Origin of the sequence: Halomonas sp. (genome assembly GCF_033549285.1) — a bacterium.
In the GTDB taxonomy this organism is placed as follows: Bacteria; Pseudomonadota; Gammaproteobacteria; order Pseudomonadales; family Halomonadaceae; genus Halomonas.
Window position 1 is genome coordinate 1 of record NZ_JAWSUJ010000086.1, and the last position, 18611, is coordinate 18611.

Consider the following 18611-nt stretch of genomic DNA (forward strand, 5'->3'; position numbering starts at 1 on the left):
CCCATGGCGATCAGCACCAGCCAGGCGGCGCCGCGGGCGCTCCGGGCCACCAGGCGGTCCAGGGCGGTGCGTTCGGGGCCGAGTTCCTCGGCCTGATCGATCAGCTCGGCGGGGTCACGGTTGTTGGATGAGGGATGGGGCATGGCGTGTCTCGATCAAATGCCGCCCGGGCCGCAGTGGGCCCGGGCGGTGGTGCGCGAAGGTCGGGTGATCAGAGCAGGTTGCGCGAGCGCAGGAAGTCGGTCGCGGATTCATAGATCTTCTGGGTCATCTCGTTCTCGTCGGCCCACTCGGCCCACTCTTTCTCGGCGGCCTGGCGGAACTTCTTGCGCTCTTCGGCCGGCAGATCATAGGGGTGGACGTCGGGATCTTCCTTGAGCTTCTGAAGGGTCTCGATGTCCTGTGCCTTGAGCCTCGCGATCAGGTCATAGGCCATGCCATCGAAGGCAACTTCAAGCGTGGTCTGGAGTTCGGAAGGTAGTCCGTCCCAGATCTCCTTGTTCATGGAGACGGCAATCATCGGCATGGAATGGAAGCCCGGATAGAGCGGGTACGGTGCGAAGGCATGCAGCCCCATGGAGTCATTGTTGGAGAGTACCGTGGAGTCGGCGGCATCGATCACCCCCTTCTCCAGGCCGGTGTAGACCTCGGAGCCCGGCAGGTTGACCGGCGAGGCGCCGATGCGCTCGAAGATGTTGTAGACCATACCTTGGGGCGCGCGAATCTTGAGGCCCTCGAAGTCCTCCAGGGTCTCGATGGGCACGGTGGAGGGAACGGACTCGAGAGGGAAGGTCGCCGCGCTGATCAACTGGGTGCCGTAGGGGTTGGCCAGCTCGTTGTAGAGCGCCTCGCCACCACCGTACTTCATGTACTCAAGGAAATCGTAAGGGTTCTGCCAGGCGCCGACCAGGTTGCCCAGCATGCCGAAGGCCGGATCCTGGCCGGAGAAGTAGCTGGGATCGGTCATGTGGCCTTGGAGGATGCCAGAACTCACCGCGGTGAGCGTCTCGGTCGGACCGACAATGGCGTTGATCGGGAGGATTTCGATCTCGACACGGCCATTGGTCATTTCCGTGACCTTGTTCGCCCACTCCTGCTTGATCTTGAAGCTGGGCTCGCCGCTGGTCTCGGAGGCCTGGAATTTCCATTCATACTCTGCCGCCTGGGCGGTCGATAGGCCGAGTAGCAGGGCTGAACCAGTGAGCAGCAGGCATGACGTGCGTTTGAGCATGGTGATCTCCAGAGGGGATGTTGTTGGTTGTGTACTGGCATGAGGTCATATGTGACGTCGACAATGTTGAACATTTACACTATTTGTTCAACATATACTTTCGTATGTATCGACTATGCGAGTGTCAAGCGTTACCTTCGTCGCAATCGACCATCCAGGTGCATGCCGGCTGGCTGCGCCCAGGCAAGGAGCAATAGAGAATGACCGATCCCAAGCGCCCCCTGCGCAGTGCCGAATGGTTCGGCCACGCCGACAAGAACGGCTTCATGTATCGCAGCTGGATGAAGAACCAAGGCATTCCCGACCATGAGTTTCAGGGCAAGCCGATCATCGGCATCTGCAACACCTGGTCGGAGCTGACACCGTGCAATGCCCACTTCCGCAAGCTGGCGGAGCACGTCAAGCAGGGCATCCTCGAAGCAGGGGGCTTCCCGGTGGAGTTTCCGGTCTTCTCTAACGGCGAGTCTAACTTGCGGCCCACGGCGATGTTCACGCGCAACCTGGCGAGCATGGATGTCGAGGAAGCCATCCGCGGCAATCCCATGGACGCGGTGGTGCTGCTGGTAGGCTGCGACAAGACCACCCCGGCGTTGCTGATGGGCGCGGCGAGCTGCGACATCCCGACGATCGTGGTGACCGGCGGGCCCATGCTCAATGGCAAGCACCAGGGCAAGGATATCGGTTCGGGCACCGTGGTCTGGCAGCTATCCGAGCAGGTCAAGGCCGGTGAGATATCACTGCACGACTTCATGGCCGCCGAGGCAGGGATGTCCCGCTCGGCGGGTACCTGCAACACCATGGGTACCGCATCGACCATGGCCTGCATGGCGGAATCCCTGGGCACGTCGTTGCCCCACAATGCGGCGATACCAGCGGTGGATTCGCGGCGCTATGTCCTGGCACACCTTTCCGGTAATCGTATCGTCGAGATGGTCGACGAGGACCTGAGGCTGTCGAAGGTGCTGACCCGGGAAGCCTTCGAGAATGCCATCCGCACCAATGCTGCCATCGGCGGCTCGACCAACGCGGTCATTCACCTCAAGGCCATCGCTGGGCGAATCGGCGTCGACCTGGCGCTCGACGACTGGACGCGGATCGGTCGCGGCACGCCGACCATCGTCGACCTTCAGCCGTCGGGGCGTTTCCTGATGGAAGAGTTCTACTACGCTGGCGGCTTGCCGGCAGTGCTGCGCCGACTCGGTGAGGCCGACCGACTGCCCCACAAGGATGCGATGACGGTCAATGGCCGATCCCTGTGGGACAACGTGCATGATGCGCCGCTCTACAACGCAGAGGTGATCCGCCCGCTCGACAATCCGTTGCGTGAGGATGGCGGCATGTGCGTTCTGCAAGGCAACCTGGCCCCGAAGGGGGCAGTACTCAAGCCCTCGGCGGCGAGTCCCGAACTGATGCAGCATCGCGGTCGGGCAGTGGTGTTCGAGGGCTTCGATGACTACAAGGCGCGAATCGACGACCCCGATCTCGACGTCGATGCCGACAGCATCCTGGTGATGAAGCACTGCGGGCCACGGGGTTACCACGGCATGGCCGAGGTGGGCAACATGGGGTTGCCATCCAAGCTGCTGGCCCAAGGCGTCACCGACATGGTGCGCATATCGGATGCGCGGATGAGTGGCACCGCCTATGGCACCGTGGTGCTGCATGTCGCTCCCGAAGCCGCCGCTGGCGGCCCGCTGGCCGCCGTCAAAAACGGGGACTGGATCGAGCTCGACGCCTATGCCGGGAAACTGCACCTGGACATTGATGACGCGGAGCTCACCGCTCGCCTGGCGGAGAGTGACCCGACTGAAGCATCACGAAAGATTGCCAGCGACGGAGGCTACCGTCAGCTCTATATCGAGCATGTGCTGCAAGCGGACGAGGGGTGCGATTTCGACTTTCTTGTGGGCTGTCGAGGCGCTGAGGTGCCGCGCCACTCGCACTGACCACTATGCATTCTGAAGGCATGCCACTTTTCCTCCCAGGAGCTCACATGAGTAGTAGCCAACCCCGCATTACCCCCGATCAGCTGCGCTCGCGCTGGTGGTTCGACAATCCTGACCACCCCGGGACGACGGCACTGTGCATCGAGCGCTATATGAACCAGGGGATTACTCTGGAGGAGCTCACCGGTGGCAAACCGATCATCGGCATCTGCCAGTCGGGCTCCGACCTGACGCCGTGCAATCGCCACCACATCGAACTGGTCAAGCGGGTCAAGGACGGCATCCGTGCAGCCGGTGGGGTGCCCTTCGAGTTTCCCATGCACCCGATCCACGAGAATGTGCGTCGTCCTACTGCGGCGCTGGACCGGAACCTGGCCTATCTGGGCCTGGTCGAGGTGCTGCACGGTTATCCGCTGGACGGCGTGGTGCTGACAACCGGCTGCGACAAGACCACTCCCGCGGCACTGATGGCTGCGGCCACGGTGAACATCCCGGCCATCGTGCTCTCCGGTGGGCCTATGCTCAACGGCTGGCGAGGTGCCGAGCGAGTCGGGTCGGGCACGATCGTCTGGGAGCTGCGCAAGCGGCTGGCTGCCGGCGATATCGACTACACCGAGTTCCTGTCACGAATCACGGATTCTGCCCCCTCGGTGGGCCACTGCAACACCATGGGAACCGCCTCGACCATGAACTCGATGGCCGAGGCGCTGGGCATGAGTTTGCCTGGCTCGGCGATGATCCCCGGCCCCTACAAAGAGCGTGCAATGGTCGCCTACCAGACCGGGGAGCGGGTCGTCGAGATGGTCTGGGAGGATCTGCGGCCAAGCGACATTCTCACCCGTGAGGCCTTCGAGAACGCCATTGTCACCTGCTCGGCGCTGGGGGGGTCCTCCAACGCGCCCATCCACGTCAACGCCATCGCCCGCCATGCCGGTGTCGAGCTGGACAACGACGACTGGCAGCGCTTGGGCCACGCCATCCCGCTGTTGGCCAACGTCATGCCGGCCGGCGCCTACCTCGGCGAGGAGTTCCATCGCGCAGGCGGCGTGCCGGCCATCATGAGCGAGCTGCTGGGGGCCGGCCAGCTCCACGGCGAGGCGCTCACCATCAACGGTAAGACGCTCGCCGCCAACTGCACAGGGCGCGAGACCCAGGACCCCGAGGTGATTCGCCATTACGACAATCCGCTGGTCGAGCATGCGGGCTTCCTCAACCTCAAGGGAAACCTCTTCGACTCGGCGCTGATGAAGACCAGCGTGATCTCGACGGACTTCCGCCAACGCTTCCTCAGCGACCCGGACGATCCCGAGGCCTTCGAGGGCAAGGTGGCGGTGTTTGACGGCTCGGAGGACTACCATGCGCGAATCGATGACCCGGCGCTCGGGATCGACGAGCGCACCATCCTGGTGATGCGCGGCGCCGGGCCGGTCGGTCATCCCGGCGGCGCCGAAGTGGTTAACATGCAGCCGCCGGAGGCGCTGATCAAGCGCGGCATCGAGTCGCTGCCGTGCCTCGGTGACGGTCGCCAGTCGGGAACCTCCGGCTCACCCTCGATCCTCAACGCCTCGCCCGAGGCGGCCACCGGCGGTGGCCTGGCACTCCTCGAAGACGGTGACTGGCTGCGCGTGGATCTGGCTCAGGGCGAGGTGCGTCTGCTGATTGACGATGCCGAGCTCGCGGCGCGCCGCCAAAGGCTGGAAGCAAACGGCGGCTACCGCTATCCCGACCACCAGACCCCTTGGCAGGAGATTCAGCGAACCCTGGTGGAGCCGCTGGATCGCGGCATGATCCTGGGGGGCGCCGACAAGTACCGCGATGTGGCTCGCCGCAGTCCCCCCAGGGATAACCACTGACAGAATCTCGCCGTGCAGGGTGCGAAGCTCATGGCAGCAACGCCCATCCTGTCATTGCCATGAACATAATGTCATGGTGTCATACCAGGGTGGCGGTAAGGTCCTGTCGCATCACGCTGCCATCTTCGGGTATGCAGTGGCTTTGCTTCGGCACCCGAAGTCCTGTCTGCTTCTGTCGCCGGCGAGACGAGACCCAGATTCACTGAGTGTCGCGCTCACTGGAGGTCTGAGCGAATGCAAACTGAGCCGTGAGAGGGTCCTCATGCCTGACGTGACACGAATTCCCAAGCACAAGGCCCATGGCCATATCGCGATGGTTCACCTGGGGCTGGGGGCCTTTCATCGCGCTCAGCAAGCGGTCTACCTCGAGCGGTATCGTCAGCGTACTGGCGATACCCATTGGGGCGTGAGCAGTGCCAACCTTCGGTCGAGCATTGACCTGGTGGATGGCCTGCGCTCGGCAGGACTTGGTTATCACGTGGCCGAATATGCTGACAGCGAGACAGTTACCCTGCGCGAGATCGGGGTGATTGAGGAAGCGCTGTTCACCGGCCGCGATGCCACTGGGCATTGGGGGCGTGACCTCCAGGCCCTGCTAGTGCGTCTGGCCTCGCCCGAGACCCGCATCGTTACCCTCACCGTCACCGAGAAGGGCTACTTCCTCAACCCGGCCAGCGGCGAGCTGCTGGCTGGCGACCCCATGATCGCCGCCGACATCACCGAGCCCACATGGCCGCGTACTGCACCTGGGATCCTGGTGGAGGCGCTGGCGCGGCGGCGTGATGCGGGCGTGCCGCCTTTCGCGGTGCTCAGTTGCGACAACATGCCTGACAATGGCCATCGCACCCGCAATGCCGTGGTGCAGCTCGCCGAGCACCGCGACCTGGCGCTGGCCGAATGGATTGCCACCGAGGTGGCCTTTCCCTGCAGCATGGTCGACCGCATCGTTCCGGCGATGACCGAGGCGGACTTCGCTCAACTCTCCAAGCTGGGGGTACAGGACGCCAATGCTGTCGTCTGTGAGACCTTTGCCCAGTGGGTAGTGGAGGACCGCTTCCCCCTCGGCCGACCAGACTGGGCGGCCGAGGGGGTGGAGATGGTCGCCGACGTGGCGCCCTATGAGACCATGAAGCTGCGCATGCTCAATGGCAGCCATTCGTTGCTGGCCTACCTGGGCGCGCCGGAGGGGATCGAGACAGTGTATGAGGCGGTGAGCCGCGACGATTTGCGCGCGCTGTTGCACCGCTACATGCGGGAGGAGGCGGCGCCGACGCTGGCCATGCCCGAAGGCACTGACCTCGAGGCCTATGCCGATTCGTTGCTGGCGCGCTTTGCCAATGACAGCTTGCGCCACCGGCTACACCAGATCGCCATGGATGGCAGCCAGAAGCTGCCGCAGCGCTGGCTGCAAGGTACCCAGGTACGCCGCGAATCTGGGTTGGCGACGCCCTGCACGGCGCTGGGCTTGGCCGCCTGGATCCGCTATACCGCCGGCAGGGATCGACAGGGGCAATCCTATACAGTGGACGACCCCTTGGCGCCGCGCTTCGCCGAGCTCCACGCGCGTCATGGCCAGGCCCCCGGGGCGTTGGTCACCGCCTTCCTGGCGATGGACGACGTGGTGCCGCCGGCCCTGGCGGCTGACGCCTCCTTCTCCGACGAAGTGCTCACGGCCTACCGTTCCCTGACCGAACAGGGCCTCGATGGAACGCTCGCCACCCTGTTGCAATGCTGAAAGGAGATTCTGCATGGAACCTTCCTGGCGCTGGTTCGGCCCGAAGGACCCTATCCGTCTCGACGAGATCCGCCAGACCGGTGCCACCGGCATCGTCACGGCGTTGCACGAGGTGCCCAACGATGAAGCCTGGTCGCCGGAGGCGATCCGCGAGCGCAAGGCGCTGATCGAGGTCGCCGGCCTGACCTGGACGGTGGTGGAGAGCGTGCCGGTCCCCGAAGCGATCAAGCAGGGCAGGCCCGAACGCGATGCCCTGATCGCCACTTACTGCCAGACCCTACGGAACCTGGCGGCCTGCGGGATCGACACCGTCTGCTACAACTTCATGCCGGTGCTCGACTGGACTCGCACCGACCTCGCATGGTCATTGCCGGACGGGGCACTGGCGTTGCGGTTCGACCAAGTGGCTTTCGCCGCCTTCGATCTCTACCTCCTCGAGCGCCCCGGCGCCGAAGCGGAGTACGGTGAGGATGAACAGGTAGAGGCCAGGCATTTCCTCGATGGCCTTGATACGGCCGGTCGCGACAGGTTGGTCAATACCCTGATCGCTGGCCTGCCGGGCGCCGAAGAACACTACACGCTGGAACAGTTCAGGGCAGTGCTGGCCGAATATGCTGACATTGACGCCGATCGGCTGCGTGAGCATCTTGGCTACTTCCTGCGTGCGGTGATCCCGGTGGCCGAGGAAGTGGGGATCCGCATGGCAATCCACCCCGACGATCCGCCGCGGCCAATGCTGGGTCTGCCGAGAGTGGTCTCCACGCCGGAGGACGCCCGGTGGCTCCTGGACGCCGTGCCGAGCTCGGCCAACGGCCTGACGCTGTGCACCGGCTCCTACGGGGTACGCGCCGACATCGACCTGGCCAACATGGCCCGGCGTTTCGGGCCCAAGATCCATTTTGCCCACCTGCGCTCGACGAAACGCGAGTCAGCGGATCCTCGCTCCTTCCATGAGGCACCGCATCTCGAGGGCGACGTTGACATGGTGGCGGTGATCCAGGCGCTGGTGGAGGAGGAGCGTCGCCGTGAGCGGGAGGGTGGCCCGCGCCTGCCGCTGCGTCCTGACCACGGCCACCATATCCTCGACGATCGCCACCGCGACACTGCTCCGGGCTATCCCCTCTATGGTCGGCTACGTGGCCTGGCCGAACTGCGCGGGGTGGAGTTGGCGGTGCGTCGCCTCACCTGATTCCAGCGCCGCTCACCACCAAGAAACGGCCCCGCCAGGTGAAATCGGCGGGGCTGTTGCGATGGCGTCATTGATACGCTCGATGGAGGTCTACCTGCCTCAGCGGGCCAGCCAGCCGCCATCTACCGCCAGGGCATGGCCATTGACGTAGGATGCTGCGTCTGAGCACAGGAAGATGATGGCGCCGGCCAGGTCCTCCGGGGTCCCCCAGCGCCCGGCTGGTATGCGTCCGAGAATCTCGGCGCTACGGGTCGCGTCCTCGCGAAGGGCCTGAGTGTTGTCGGTGGCCATGTAGCCCGGGGCGATGGCATTGACGGTGATGCCATGGGCGGCCCATTCGTTGGCCAGTAGCCGGGTCAGCCCGAGGATTCCGCTCTTGCTGGCCGTGTAGGAGGGCACGCGGATGCCGCCCTGGAAGGAGAGCACCGAGGCGATGTTGACGATCCGACCCGGCGCGTCACGTTCCACCAGGTGGCGCGCCACCGCTTGGGCGAGGAAGAAGGCTGCCTTGAGGTTGACGTCGACCACGGCATCCCAGTCGTCCTCGCTGAACTCCAGGGCGGGGGCGCGGCGGATGGTCCCGGCGTTGTTGACCAGGATGTCGAGCTGCCCAGCCGTCTCGATGGCACGCTCGACGATGTCGGCTGGAGCATCGCGACCCAGTTCCGCCTCGATGCCGATATAGCGACGCCCCAGCGCCTCGATGCGGGTGCGGGTCTCGTCCGCAGGGCGACGGCTAACGCCGACGATATCGGCGCCGGCTTCGGCGAGCGCCACGGCCAGGCCCTGGCCGAGCCCCTTGTTGCAGCCGGTGACCATGGCCACTCGGCCATGCAGGTCAAATCGGGTCATGGGCATTCTCCTGTGCGTCGAGGCGAGCCACTGCTTCGGGCAACTCGCGGGCATGGTGGATGGCGACGGCGCCGTCAGGCGTTGTCTCTTCCTCCGGGAAACGGTTGAGATGGATGACCCTCATGCCGGCGGCCAGCCCCGCGGCCACACCCACCGCGGCGTCGTCGATCACCACGCAGCGCTCGGGGGGCTGGCCCATGGCCTCGGCCGCCTTGAGGTAGAGGCCGGGGTCGGGCTTCCAGACGTTCAGGGTGTAGGCGCTGTAGAGGTTCTCGCCGAAGTGGGACGCCAGTCCGCTGCTCTCCATGGCGCAGTGGATCTTGCGTGCCGGACCATTGGAGACCACCGCCTTGGGGTGAGCGGCCAGCGCCGCCAGGGCCTCCGGCATGCCGTCGATGGGCAGCAACTCGGCACGCATGCGTCTCTCCATCAGGGCACGCATTTCACCTTCCAGCGCCGGGAAACGCCCCTCGGCAAGGGTGCCATGGCGCTCCTCCAATGCCTCGATGATGGTCTGGAAGCGCACGCCGCGAAACTCTTCCAGGTACTGCCGGGCGGAGAAGGGCAGTTCGAAACTTGGCAGGATGTCGCCCATCACGTCGGCGAGCAGGACCTCGCTGTCGACCAGGGTGCCATCGGAGTCGAAGAGCAGGCAGAGCGGTGGGGTCATGCGGGCCTCGCGGTAGGTGAAGGGAGAGACGCCGGCCCATCTTAGCAGGGACCGGCGTCGGGGTGGGTCAGATGAAGTCCGGCACCAGGAGGCGGGGAATCGCCAGGACCAGCTGGGGATAGACGATCAGCAGCAGGATGACCCCGAGCATCACCGCCAGGTAGAGCAGGGTGGTGCCCAGTGCCTTGAGTAGCGGGATGCCACCGATCTTGGCCGAGATCATCAGGCACAGGCCATAGGGAGGCGTGATCAGCCCCAGGCCCAGGGCCATCACGCCGATCACCCCGAACTGCACCGGGTGGATGCCCGCCTGCATGGCCAGTGGCTGGAAGATCGGTGCCATGATCGCCATGGCCGGCAGGGAGTCCATGAAGGTGCCGATCACCAGCATCACCAGGGTCATGATCAGCAGCAGCACGATGGGGTCGGTGATGTTCACCCCGGCCATCAGCTTGGGCGGAATCTGGTAGAAGCTGATCAGATAGCCGAAGATCGCCGCCCCCACCAGGCTGAACAGCGACAGCGAGCAGAGTCGCACCGTGGCGGTGGAGGCGTCGAGCACATCGCGCAGGCGCAGCTCCCGGTAGATCAGAAAACCCAGCGCCAGGGCGTAGAGCACGGCGATCATCGCCGCCTCGGTGGGGGTGACGATCCCCAGGGTGATGCCGCCGATGATCACCACCGGGATACCGGCGGCCATCAGGCCATCCTTGCCGGAATGCAGCAGCTCTCTGAAGGTGGCGCGCTTCCTGACCGGTACCTGGTAGCGGCGTACATAACCCAGGTTTAGGGCGAGCTGGGCCACGCCGATCATGATGCCCGGCAGGATGCCGCCCAGGAAGAGTCCGGCGATGGAGGTGTTGGTCAGGGCACCCCAGACGATCATGTTGATCGAGGGTGGGATGATGATGCCCATCACCGAGGAAGCGGCGGTCACCGCCACGGCGAAGTGCGTCGGGTAGCCCTCGCGCTTCATGGCCGGTATCAGTACCGTGCCCACGCCAGCGCTGTCGGCGGTGGAGGAACCCGAAACACCGGCGAACAGCATGCTGACCATGACGTTGACGTGGGCCAGGGCGCCCTTGAAGTGGCCCACCAGCAGCATGCACAGGGTGATCAGGCGGTCGGTGATGCGCGCGGCGTTCATCAGGTTGCCGGCCAGCAGGAACAGCGGCACGGCCAGCAGCACGAAGGAGTCCATGCCGTTGTACATACGCTGAAACATGACCCAGTGGGTGAGTCGTGGGTCGAGCCAGATCACCCCGAAGGCGGTCAGGATCAGCGCCATGGCGATGGGCACGCCGGCGATGATCAGTACGCCGAGCAGGGCGAAGAGCAGCCAGGGCAGCAGGAAGACCCAGTCCATCGACAGCATCAGGAGCGTCCTCCGGGCGGGGATGAGGGGGAGTTCGGGTTCAGGGGATCGCCCTCATGGGGGGTGTGGTCGAGGACCTCATCGATCTCGTTGGGGGTGTTGAGCGCGTCTTCCATGTCGCCCATGCCGTGCAGGGTGGCGTGCAGCAGGCGCTGGAGGCTGAACAACACCATGAAGGCGCCGCTGACGGCGAAGGTGGAGTAGACGAAGACCATCGACAGTCCCGAGGCGGTAGCATTGCGGCGCAGTCCCGAGGCGGCGAATTCCTGACCGAGGAACAGGAAGATCACCCCGATCGCGAGACAGGCGAGGTCGCGGATCAAGCGGGTGGCCAGGTCTGCCCGCGAGCCGCGCGGGAAGGCCTCGAGAACGAAATGGTCGGCGTGCAGAACGCCTACCGCGGCACCCAGCATCACCATCCACTGGAAGGCGAAGCGACTGAACTCCTCGGTCCAGTAGATACGTGGCATGAAGGGCAGGTTGCGGCTCACCACCTGGTAGATGATCAGCACGATGAAGGTGAACACCAGGGCCAGCAGCACCACGTGCAGCAGACGCTCGAGGAGGCGGTTGAGCCGGGCCAGGCCATGAAGCAGCAGGGACATGGCGGTTACCTGTCTAGGGTGGTGAGGGGGAAGCCGACGCCCGCGCCGGTCGGGCGGGCGCCGGGCCGATTCATTCGGCGTCGACGATCATGCGGTGCAGCTCGGTGAGGTTCATCTCCTCGATGACACTCTCCAGCGGACCGGCCACGGTCTCCATCATGGCTTGGCGATCCAGCTCGTGCAGGGTGGCACCCTCCTCGACCAGCAGGTCGAGAGCTTCTGCGTCCTGCTCCAACTGCACCTGACGGGCGTAGCCGGCGGACTCCTCGGCGGCACTCATCACCATTTCCTGCTGCTCTTCGGAGAGCCGGTCCCAGGACATCTGCGACATGGTCAGCAGGCGTACTGTGATGTCGTGCTCGGAGAGGCCGATGTGCGGGGCCACCTCATGAAAGCGCATGCGGTGGATCCACTCGGCTTCGTTTAGCAGGCCGTCGATGGCGCCAACCTGCAAGCCGGTGTAGATCTCTTCCCACTCCATTACCGTCGGGTCGGCGCCCAGCGCTTCCCAAGCGGTGATCAGCGGCTTGGTCGGGTTGGTGCGCAGCTTCAGACCTTCCAGGTCGTCGAGGCTTTCGAGCGGTTCGGTGCTGACGATCTGGCGCTTGCCACCGCCGTAGAAGGCGAGGATACGCACGTCGGTCTCGTCACTGATGCGGTCGGCGATCTCGCGCCCCACTTCGCCGTCGAGCACGGCCTGCCAGTGCTCCTCGTCGCGGTACAGGAAGGGGATGGAGAAGACGTTGGCCACGGGCGAAAAGTCGGTTATCAGGCCAGGGTTGATGATCGACACGTCCAGGGCGCCGGCCATCTGCTGCTCGAACATCTCGGTCTCGTGTCCCAGTACCGAGTTGCCGAGAATTTCCACACCGATCTCGCCGTCGCTGGCTTCGGCGAGCAGTTCCTTGAAGCGCTCGGCCCCCAAATGGTAGGCGGTATCCTCGGTGCCGCCGTGGCCGAAGCGCAGGTCGACGGCCTGAGCCGTGCCGGCGATACCAAGGGCGGTAGCCAGCAGAGCGGTGCTCAGCAGGCCGCGGGCAGTACGGTTTGGATCGATCCATTTCTGAGTCATGATGACTCCTTTTTGTTGTCGCCGCGCAGGGCGTCAGTGGGTGTGTCTGGCGTGGGGCGGAACGCTAGGCGTGCTCCCCGGTGGAAGGTTCGGTCCAGGTCGCGCCCGGCTCGGGCCGGGTGGCTCCGCAGGAGTCGCGAACCTTCAGTCGGGGCGCCAGTACGACCTGTTCCCGCGCGCCCTCTGGATTGGCGATTCGCCGCAACGCCAAGCGCGCGGCCTCCTCGCCGATGGCATGAGGATGGGTGGCGACACTGGTCAGTGCCGGGTCACCCAGGGAGGCCTCCTCGACATCGTCGGTGCCGATCACCGCGCAGTCGGTGCCGGGTACCAGCCCCAGTCGCTTCAGGCCCAGCATGGCGCCGAAGGCCACTAGATCGTTATGGCAGACCACGGCGCTGGGCGCCGGCGATTCGGCCATCAACTGCTGGATCATGGCGACGCCGTCGCGGCGTGTCACGGTGGAGCGCAGCAGGCGCTGGTAGGTGAGGCCGTGGCGCTCCAGCGATTCCCGGTAGCCCTGCCAGCGCTCGCGGGTCGCCGAGTGCTCGTAGTGGCCGCCGAGAAAGGCAATACGCCGGTGGCCGAGGGCCACCAGGTGGTCCATGGCCTGGCAGACCCCCTGATGGAAGTCAGTGCCGGCGTAGTCGAAGGGTGGCTCGCCCACATGGCGCAGCACCTGGATGCAGGGCATGCCCCAGCAGGAGAGGGTATCGATCAGTGCGGGGTCGGTGCCTTCCGCGGGGCACAGCAGGATGCCGTCCACGCGGTGCTCGCGCATGCGTTCCAGAAAGCGTTGCTGGCGTGCCGGGGAGTCCTCGCTGTTGGCCAGGAAGGAGACGTAGCCCTCACGGTTCAGGGCGGCGTCGATACCGGCCACCATGGCTCCGAAGAAGGGGTTGGCGATGTCGTAGACCACCACCCCCAGGGTCGATGTGCGGCTGCCGCGCAGCGCGGCCGCGCCACGGTTGTAGACATACCCCAGGGTCTTGATCGAACGCTGCACCTTCGACCGGGTGCGCTCGGCCACCAGCGGGCTCTCGCGCAGCACCAGCGACACCGTGGAGCGGGACACGCCGGCGTGGGCGGCGATGTCCTGCAGGGTGACGCTTGCGGTGTCGCGCTGCCCTTGGCGAGGCGAGGCATCCTGGCGCATGGTGGCTCCTACGTGGCATTTTTGGATTGATCTAAAACTTAGCCGAGACGTCGTCTTCCTACCAATCGTCTTTAGTCTAAGATCGTTCGATCAGGCGTTGTGACGATTCTCCCAGGCATCTTCATTGACCAGGCTGATGGGGCGCTCGCCGGAAAGTGCCAGGATGAGGTTGTCCACCGCCCGCTGGGCCATGGCGTCGCGGGTCTCGTGTGTCGCCGAGCCGATGTGAGGCAGGGCGACCACGTTGGCCATGTGCGGCAGGGGCGACTCCGGCGACAGCGGTTCCCGCTCGAAGACGTCGAGACCGGCGGCGCGGATGTGACCCATCTCCAGCGCTTCAATCAGGGCCGCCTCGTCCACTACCGGGCCCCGGGCGATGTTGACCAGGATCGCCGAGGACTTCATGCGGGTGAGTTCGTGGGCGCCGATCAGGTGACGGGTGGCCTCGGAGAGGGGCACGGTAACGCAGACGAAGTCGGACTCGGCGAGCAGTTCGTCGAGTTCGCGGCGCTCGGCACCCAGCTCGGCCTCCAGGGCCGGCTTGGGCGAGGCCATGGCGTAGCGCACCCGCATGCCGAAGCCCAGGGCGCCGCGCCTGGCCACGGCGGCGCCGATGCGTCCGAAGCCCACCATGCCGAGGGTCTTGCCGTGCACGTCGCTGCCGAATTGCTCGGGCCCGATGCTCTTCTGCCAGTCGCCGCGCTTGACGAAGTCGGCCAGTTCCACCACCCGGCGGGCGGTGGCCATGATCAGCGCGAAGCCGGTGTCGGCGGTGGTCTCGGTGAGCACGTCGGGGGTATTGCAGAGCAGGATGCCACGCTGGCTCAGCGCTTCCACCGCATAGCTGTCGTAGCCCACCGAGATGCTGGCGATGGCCTCGAGATTGGGAGCGTCATCGAGCAACTCGGCGGGGATCGCCACGCTCGAGCCGATCAGTCCGTGGGCGCCGGGCAGGGCGGCGCGAAACTCCGGGTCATCCGCAGAGGCGAGGCCATGGAACTGCTGGACCTCGAACTCACGGGACAATTGGGCCATCTGGGCCTCGCTCAGGCGGCCATAGGCCAGGATGCGCTTCTTCATGTCGAACTCCTCATTGCGGGGTGGATGCCAGTTCGTTGAGGCGGGTGCGGTCGGGCAGACCCTCCATGTCGCCGCGTACCTGAACCGCCAGGGCGCCAATCAGGTTGCCGCGGCTCAGCGCCTCGCGGGGGGAGAGGCCGTCGAGCAGGGCGCTGATCACCCCCACCGCGAAGCCGTCGCCGGCGCCTACGGTGTCGATCACCTTGGCCACCGGTACGCCGGGTACGGTGAAGCTGTCCTCGGCGCCGCCCGGGTTCCCCCGATAGTAGCTACCTTGGGGGCCTAGCTTGATCATCACACCGCGGGCGCCGCGCTCCAGGTAGAAGTCGGCGATTGCCTCGGGGCTGTCACGGCCGGTCAGCAGACGGCCCTCGGCCAGGCCGGGCAGCACCCAGTCGGTGCGCGACGCCAGGGCGTTGAGGGTGTCGCGCATCTCGGCTTCGCTGTGCCACAGGCTGGGTCGCAGGTTTGGATCGAAGGAGAGACTGGCGCCGGCGTTTCGTGCCCGCTCGAGGATGGTTTCTGCCAGCTCGCGGCTGCTCGTCGAGAGCGCCGGGGGGATGCCGGTGGCGTGCAGGTGGCGCAGCGCCGAGAAGTCCACATCGTCGGCATCGGTCGGTGCCAGGTGGCTGGCGGCACTGCCACGGCGGAAGTACTCCACGTGGGGGTCGGCGCCGCCCTGGGCGAGCTCCTTGAATACCAGGCCGGTGGAATGGTCGGCGTCGGTGCGCAGGTGGCGGCAGTCTAGCCCCTCGGCTTCCAGGGCACGGCGAATGAAGGTGCCGAAGCCATCGTCCCCGACCCGGCTCAACCAACCCACATGAAAGCCCAACCGGGCCAGGCCGATGGCCACGTTGGTGTCGGCGCCGGCGATACGGCGCTGGAAGTGCTCGACGGCAGCCAGTTCGCCGGGGGCCTCGGCGACGAACATCGTCATGGCCTCGCCGAAGGCGAGGATCTCAGGAGGGGCGGAAGGCTGAGTCATGGCAGTCTCCTGTGGTAGTGGGTGGTATGTCAGAGGCGGCGCAGTCGCGCCAGTTGTTCGGCGGTGAGGGCCACCGGGTCCTGGCCCTGCAGGGGGTATTCGATGGCGCGCGGCAGGCCGCTCGACAGGTGTGCCAGCAGTGCCTTCCAGGCAGAGAGTTCGCCGTCGTGGGGTACGCCGGCCCCGAGACGTCCTCCATCGTGCACGATGCCCTTGCAGTGTAGATAGCGCACGAAGGGGCCCAGGCGCCGGGCGGCGTCCAGCGGGTTACTGTTGGTCCAGTGCCAGTTACCGATGTCGAAGGTCATGCCCAGCGAGCATCCTGCGGCTGCGGCGTCCTCCAGGCAGGCGGCCAGGTGCTCCGGTGTGCCGCCCTCGGGGGTCTGGTCGTTCTCTACCAGCAGCGGTGGAAAGTCGTTCAAACGGTCGCGAAGTGCCGCCCAGTCGACCAGGCTCCCGCCAGGGTAGTGGCCCAGAGAGACTTTGATCGCGATCGCGCCCAGAGCGGCGGCTTCGTCCAGGCGCTGGTCCAGGCACACCGTGAGCCCGCTAGCCTCCCAGAGCCCACCGGGGGCGGAGTAGACGACCGCCAGGCCCTGCCCGGCACATGCCTGGCCCAGGCCGATGAAATCCGTGAAGTCCTCCGGCAACAGCTCGCGGCGGATCTCCACGCCATCGGCCCCGGCCGCGGTGAGCCACGGTAGCACCGCGGCCTGGCCGCGGGCGGCGATCAGGTTCTGACCATAGGCGGAGGTGGATACCAGCACGGCGGGGGCATCCATCTCGCCGGACAGTAATAATGGGAACGGTGCCATTGGAGGGCTGGAGGAGGGGGCAGACATGGGGGACTCCTGAATGGGTGGGGCTCAGCGGCAGGTGGAGCCGCGCGGGATCAGACTTGCCTGGAAATGCACGCGGCGCGACGGCGTCGTGTGATTGCCACTTTCGCGACGCCGCATCAGGCATTCCACCGCGGCGCGACCGATCGCCTCGGTGGGCTGAGCCAGCGTGGTGATGCCAGGGCCTACTAGCGCGCACCAGTCGAGTTCGTCGATGCCCAGCAGTCCGGTGTCGCCCAGGCGGGCACCGTGGGCTTGCAGGGCCCGGGTGGCCGCAAGTGTGGCTTTGCCGTTGGCACACAGCAGAGCCCGGGGTGTCGTACCAGGACAGGCCAGGAAGTCGCCGATGGTGCAGTGCAGAGCCTCTTGCTCATCAAGGGGTTGGCAATACGCCTCACCGGCCAGGCCGCGCGCCGCAACCCCCTGTTGGAAGCGCTTCAGACGCGCCTGGCGGGGGCTGGCTTGTTCTGGGGGCTCGCTGAGATAGAGCAGTTCGCCATACCCTTGGGCCTGGAGATGGTCCAAGGCCAGGTCGAGGGCCCTGGCGTTGTCGAGGCCCACCACTTCGGCCTCCACTTCGCCCAGCTCACGGTCGAGCATCACCAAGGGCATACCCTGTTCGACCAGCGCCTGCAGTTCACGGTCAGGGCTGCCGGCGGCGTTGATCACCAGCCCCTCGACACGGTAGGAGGCGAGTAGCGCCAGGTGGGCGCGCTCCTGGGCGGGGTCGTTGTCGGTGTTGCAGACGAGAAGCGACAGGCCGTGCTCGCGACAGGCCTGCTCCACCCCGTGCATCACCGCCACCGAGAAGGGGTTGCGGATGTCCGCCACTAGCATGCCGAGTAGCCTAGAGCGCCCGCCTTTGAGGCCTCGGGCCATCTGGTTGGGGCGATAGCCCAGGCGGCGGGATGCATCGGCGATACGGCACTGTAGCTCCCGGGAGAGCCGCGCGCGTTCGCCGCCGAAGTAGCGGGAGACGCTGGTCTTGGAAGCGCCGGCCTCCCGCGCGACCTCGAGAATCGTCGAGTGTTTGTGGTCCGTTGGCATCGGTGGAAATCTGCATATGGAATCGTTCCCATCGTATGCGCCACTTGAAGGTAAGGCAAATGCACATCTTTATACCGAGAGATTCTAGTGCAACACCACCGCCCGGCCGGGCGGTGGGTCGCCGAGACCCAGTGGCCCAGTGCTTCCCCGCGGGCAACCGCATCCGCGTGGCGCTCTCCTCCTCCTCCTCGTACTGGCCGCTGGCCTGGCCGTCGCCGTCTCCGGCGACGTTGACGCTCCATCCGCGAGGCTGTCGCTTGGCCCTGCCTCAGCGTCCCCGACGGGGCGCGGACAGGACCCTGCCCGGTCTCGGTGAGCCCCGCATGCCGCCAGGCCCGGCCACCACGCTGCTTGTCCCGGCCCATCGGGAATGGACGGTGCTCTGCAACTTGGCCACCAACGAGGCCACGCTCGGGATCATCGACAACGATGGCAGCTGGCGCCTCGACGACCTGGGCCTGACGCTCGGCTATGACGTCGCCGAACGCTACTCCCAGGCCAACGACGACTACGCCACGGTGAGCGGCGAGGTCATCAATCGGCGCAGGTTCGAGCGCGGCGATTGGCGGGTGGATATCGTCACACGCACGGTGATGACCAGCACGGCCAGCCACTTCCATCTCAATGCCACCCTGGATGCCTACGAAGGCGACGAGCGGGTCTTCTCCCGTACCTGGAACGAGGTCATCCCCCGTGACCATCTGTGAGTCTCGCCGGTCGAAACGCCCATGGCCGGGCGCTGGATTCCTGGCGGACCCAGGGCGGCAGTCCTGTCCCCGGGCTATGTTGCACTGCACAATAATCCCTGCTATTGTGCAGTGCAGCAGAGCGGGATCTCCCGTTCCATCGCATTCAGAGCCCAGGAGGTTCTTATCATGACCAACGCATTCGCATTCGATACCAAGCAGTTCGACACCGCCCAGTTCGAGTCCATGTTCGTCGCCCCGGCGCGCGCCTTCGCCGCGCTGTCCGTCGA

General features: G+C 65.7%; 16 protein-coding genes. 5 read left to right on the forward strand and 11 right to left on the reverse strand.

The window, feature by feature from the left end:
- Positions 1-211: 211 nt before the first annotated feature.
- Positions 212-1231 (reverse strand): TRAP transporter substrate-binding protein, encoded by a 1020-nt coding sequence (locus SCI24_RS16350; protein WP_318726390.1) that lies wholly within the window; start codon positions 1229-1231, stop codon positions 212-214.
- A gap of 200 nt (positions 1232-1431) precedes the next feature.
- Here SCI24_RS16350 and SCI24_RS16355 point away from each other — a divergent pair, with 200 nt between their 5' ends.
- The 4 genes from SCI24_RS16355 to uxuA all read left to right on the forward strand — a co-directional run bounded on the left by SCI24_RS16355 (position 1432) and on the right by uxuA (position 7954).
- Complete coding sequence (locus SCI24_RS16355; RefSeq protein WP_318726391.1) at positions 1432-3177, forward strand: IlvD/Edd family dehydratase; 1746 nt, start codon at positions 1432-1434, stop codon at positions 3175-3177.
- A 47-nt stretch (positions 3178-3224) separates the two neighbouring features.
- Positions 3225-5030 carry an IlvD/Edd family dehydratase gene (locus tag SCI24_RS16360; RefSeq protein ID WP_318726392.1) on the forward strand — a complete coding sequence of 602 codons (1806 nt, stop codon included), beginning with the start codon at positions 3225-3227 and terminating at the stop codon, positions 5028-5030.
- 262 nt (positions 5031-5292) lie between these two features.
- Positions 5293-6765, forward strand: coding sequence for a mannitol dehydrogenase family protein (locus SCI24_RS16365; RefSeq protein WP_318726393.1), 1473 nt, complete (start codon positions 5293-5295; stop codon positions 6763-6765).
- Positions 6766-6778: 13 nt separating this feature from the next.
- Positions 6779-7954, forward strand: a complete 1176-nt coding sequence (gene uxuA / locus SCI24_RS16370; RefSeq protein ID WP_318726394.1) for a mannonate dehydratase — start codon at positions 6779-6781, stop codon at positions 7952-7954.
- 99 nt (positions 7955-8053) lie between these two features.
- Here the strand turns inward: uxuA and kduD are convergent, their stop codons facing one another.
- The 10 genes from kduD to SCI24_RS16420 all read right to left on the reverse strand — a co-directional run bounded on the left by kduD (position 8054) and on the right by SCI24_RS16420 (position 17635).
- Positions 8054-8806, reverse strand: a complete 753-nt coding sequence (gene kduD / locus SCI24_RS16375; RefSeq protein WP_318726395.1) for a 2-dehydro-3-deoxy-D-gluconate 5-dehydrogenase KduD — start codon at positions 8804-8806, stop codon at positions 8054-8056.
- Positions 8793-9476, reverse strand: a complete 684-nt coding sequence (locus SCI24_RS16380; protein ID WP_318726396.1) for an HAD-IA family hydrolase — start codon at positions 9474-9476, stop codon at positions 8793-8795. Before SCI24_RS16380 ends, kduD begins: the two co-directional genes overlap by 14 nt.
- 67 nt (positions 9477-9543) lie before the next feature.
- Positions 9544-10851, reverse strand: a complete 1308-nt coding sequence (locus SCI24_RS16385; RefSeq protein ID WP_318726397.1) for a TRAP transporter large permease — start codon at positions 10849-10851, stop codon at positions 9544-9546.
- Positions 10851-11456 (reverse strand): TRAP transporter small permease, encoded by a 606-nt coding sequence (locus tag SCI24_RS16390; RefSeq protein ID WP_318726398.1) that lies wholly within the window; start codon positions 11454-11456, stop codon positions 10851-10853. Before SCI24_RS16390 ends, SCI24_RS16385 begins: the two co-directional genes overlap by 1 nt.
- A gap of 70 nt (positions 11457-11526) precedes the next feature.
- On the reverse strand, positions 11527-12528 hold the full coding sequence (locus tag SCI24_RS16395) for a TRAP transporter substrate-binding protein (RefSeq protein WP_318726399.1): 1002 nt from the start codon (positions 12526-12528) through the stop codon (positions 11527-11529).
- A 64-nt stretch (positions 12529-12592) separates the two neighbouring features.
- Positions 12593-13684 (reverse strand): LacI family DNA-binding transcriptional regulator, encoded by a 1092-nt coding sequence (locus tag SCI24_RS16400; protein ID WP_318726400.1) that lies wholly within the window; start codon positions 13682-13684, stop codon positions 12593-12595.
- A 90-nt stretch (positions 13685-13774) separates the two neighbouring features.
- A complete protein-coding gene (locus SCI24_RS16405) occupies positions 13775-14764 on the reverse strand; it encodes a D-glycerate dehydrogenase (protein WP_318726401.1) in 990 nt (329 codons plus the stop codon).
- Between the two features lie 10 nt (positions 14765-14774).
- Positions 14775-15749: a sugar kinase gene (locus SCI24_RS16410; RefSeq protein ID WP_318726402.1), complete on the reverse strand. Its 975-nt coding sequence runs from the start codon at positions 15747-15749 to the stop codon at positions 14775-14777.
- A 29-nt stretch (positions 15750-15778) separates the two neighbouring features.
- Entirely contained in the window at positions 15779-16516 is a 738-nt protein-coding gene (locus SCI24_RS16415; protein WP_318726403.1) for a sugar phosphate isomerase/epimerase, read from the reverse strand.
- 99 nt (positions 16517-16615) lie between these two features.
- Complete coding sequence (locus SCI24_RS16420; protein WP_318726404.1) at positions 16616-17635, reverse strand: substrate-binding domain-containing protein; 1020 nt, start codon at positions 17633-17635, stop codon at positions 16616-16618.
- A 323-nt stretch (positions 17636-17958) separates the two neighbouring features.
- On the opposite strand from SCI24_RS16420, the gene SCI24_RS16425 reads away from it, so the two are divergent.
- Complete coding sequence (locus SCI24_RS16425; RefSeq protein ID WP_318726405.1) at positions 17959-18342, forward strand: hypothetical protein; 384 nt, start codon at positions 17959-17961, stop codon at positions 18340-18342.
- Positions 18343-18611: the final 269 nt, after the last annotated feature.

What these genes read in the sequence shown, in the direction of transcription:
- kduD (WP_318726395.1), bottom strand. Translation starts at nt 8,806, where the DNA reads ATGACCCGATTTGACCTGCATGGCCGAGTGGCCATGGTCACCGGCTGC.
- SCI24_RS16420 (WP_318726404.1), bottom strand. Translation starts at nt 17,635, where the DNA reads ATGCCAACGGACCACAAACACTCGACGATTCTCGAGGTCGCGCGGGAG.
- SCI24_RS16425 (WP_318726405.1), top strand. Translation starts at nt 17,959, where the DNA reads ATGCCGCCAGGCCCGGCCACCACGCTGCTTGTCCCGGCCCATCGGGAA.
- SCI24_RS16355 (WP_318726391.1), top strand. Translation starts at nt 1,432, where the DNA reads ATGACCGATCCCAAGCGCCCCCTGCGCAGTGCCGAATGGTTCGGCCAC.
- SCI24_RS16410 (WP_318726402.1), bottom strand. Translation starts at nt 15,749, where the DNA reads ATGACTCAGCCTTCCGCCCCTCCTGAGATCCTCGCCTTCGGCGAGGCC.
- uxuA (WP_318726394.1), top strand. Translation starts at nt 6,779, where the DNA reads ATGGAACCTTCCTGGCGCTGGTTCGGCCCGAAGGACCCTATCCGTCTC.
- SCI24_RS16400 (WP_318726400.1), bottom strand. Translation starts at nt 13,684, where the DNA reads ATGCGCCAGGATGCCTCGCCTCGCCAAGGGCAGCGCGACACCGCAAGC.
- SCI24_RS16380 (WP_318726396.1), bottom strand. Translation starts at nt 9,476, where the DNA reads ATGACCCCACCGCTCTGCCTGCTCTTCGACTCCGATGGCACCCTGGTC.
- SCI24_RS16390 (WP_318726398.1), bottom strand. Translation starts at nt 11,456, where the DNA reads ATGTCCCTGCTGCTTCATGGCCTGGCCCGGCTCAACCGCCTCCTCGAG.
- SCI24_RS16385 (WP_318726397.1), bottom strand. Translation starts at nt 10,851, where the DNA reads ATGCTGTCGATGGACTGGGTCTTCCTGCTGCCCTGGCTGCTCTTCGCC.
- SCI24_RS16350 (WP_318726390.1), bottom strand. Translation starts at nt 1,231, where the DNA reads ATGCTCAAACGCACGTCATGCCTGCTGCTCACTGGTTCAGCCCTGCTA.
- SCI24_RS16395 (WP_318726399.1), bottom strand. Translation starts at nt 12,528, where the DNA reads ATGACTCAGAAATGGATCGATCCAAACCGTACTGCCCGCGGCCTGCTG.
- SCI24_RS16360 (WP_318726392.1), top strand. Translation starts at nt 3,225, where the DNA reads ATGAGTAGTAGCCAACCCCGCATTACCCCCGATCAGCTGCGCTCGCGC.
- SCI24_RS16365 (WP_318726393.1), top strand. Translation starts at nt 5,293, where the DNA reads ATGCCTGACGTGACACGAATTCCCAAGCACAAGGCCCATGGCCATATC.
- SCI24_RS16405 (WP_318726401.1), bottom strand. Translation starts at nt 14,764, where the DNA reads ATGAAGAAGCGCATCCTGGCCTATGGCCGCCTGAGCGAGGCCCAGATG.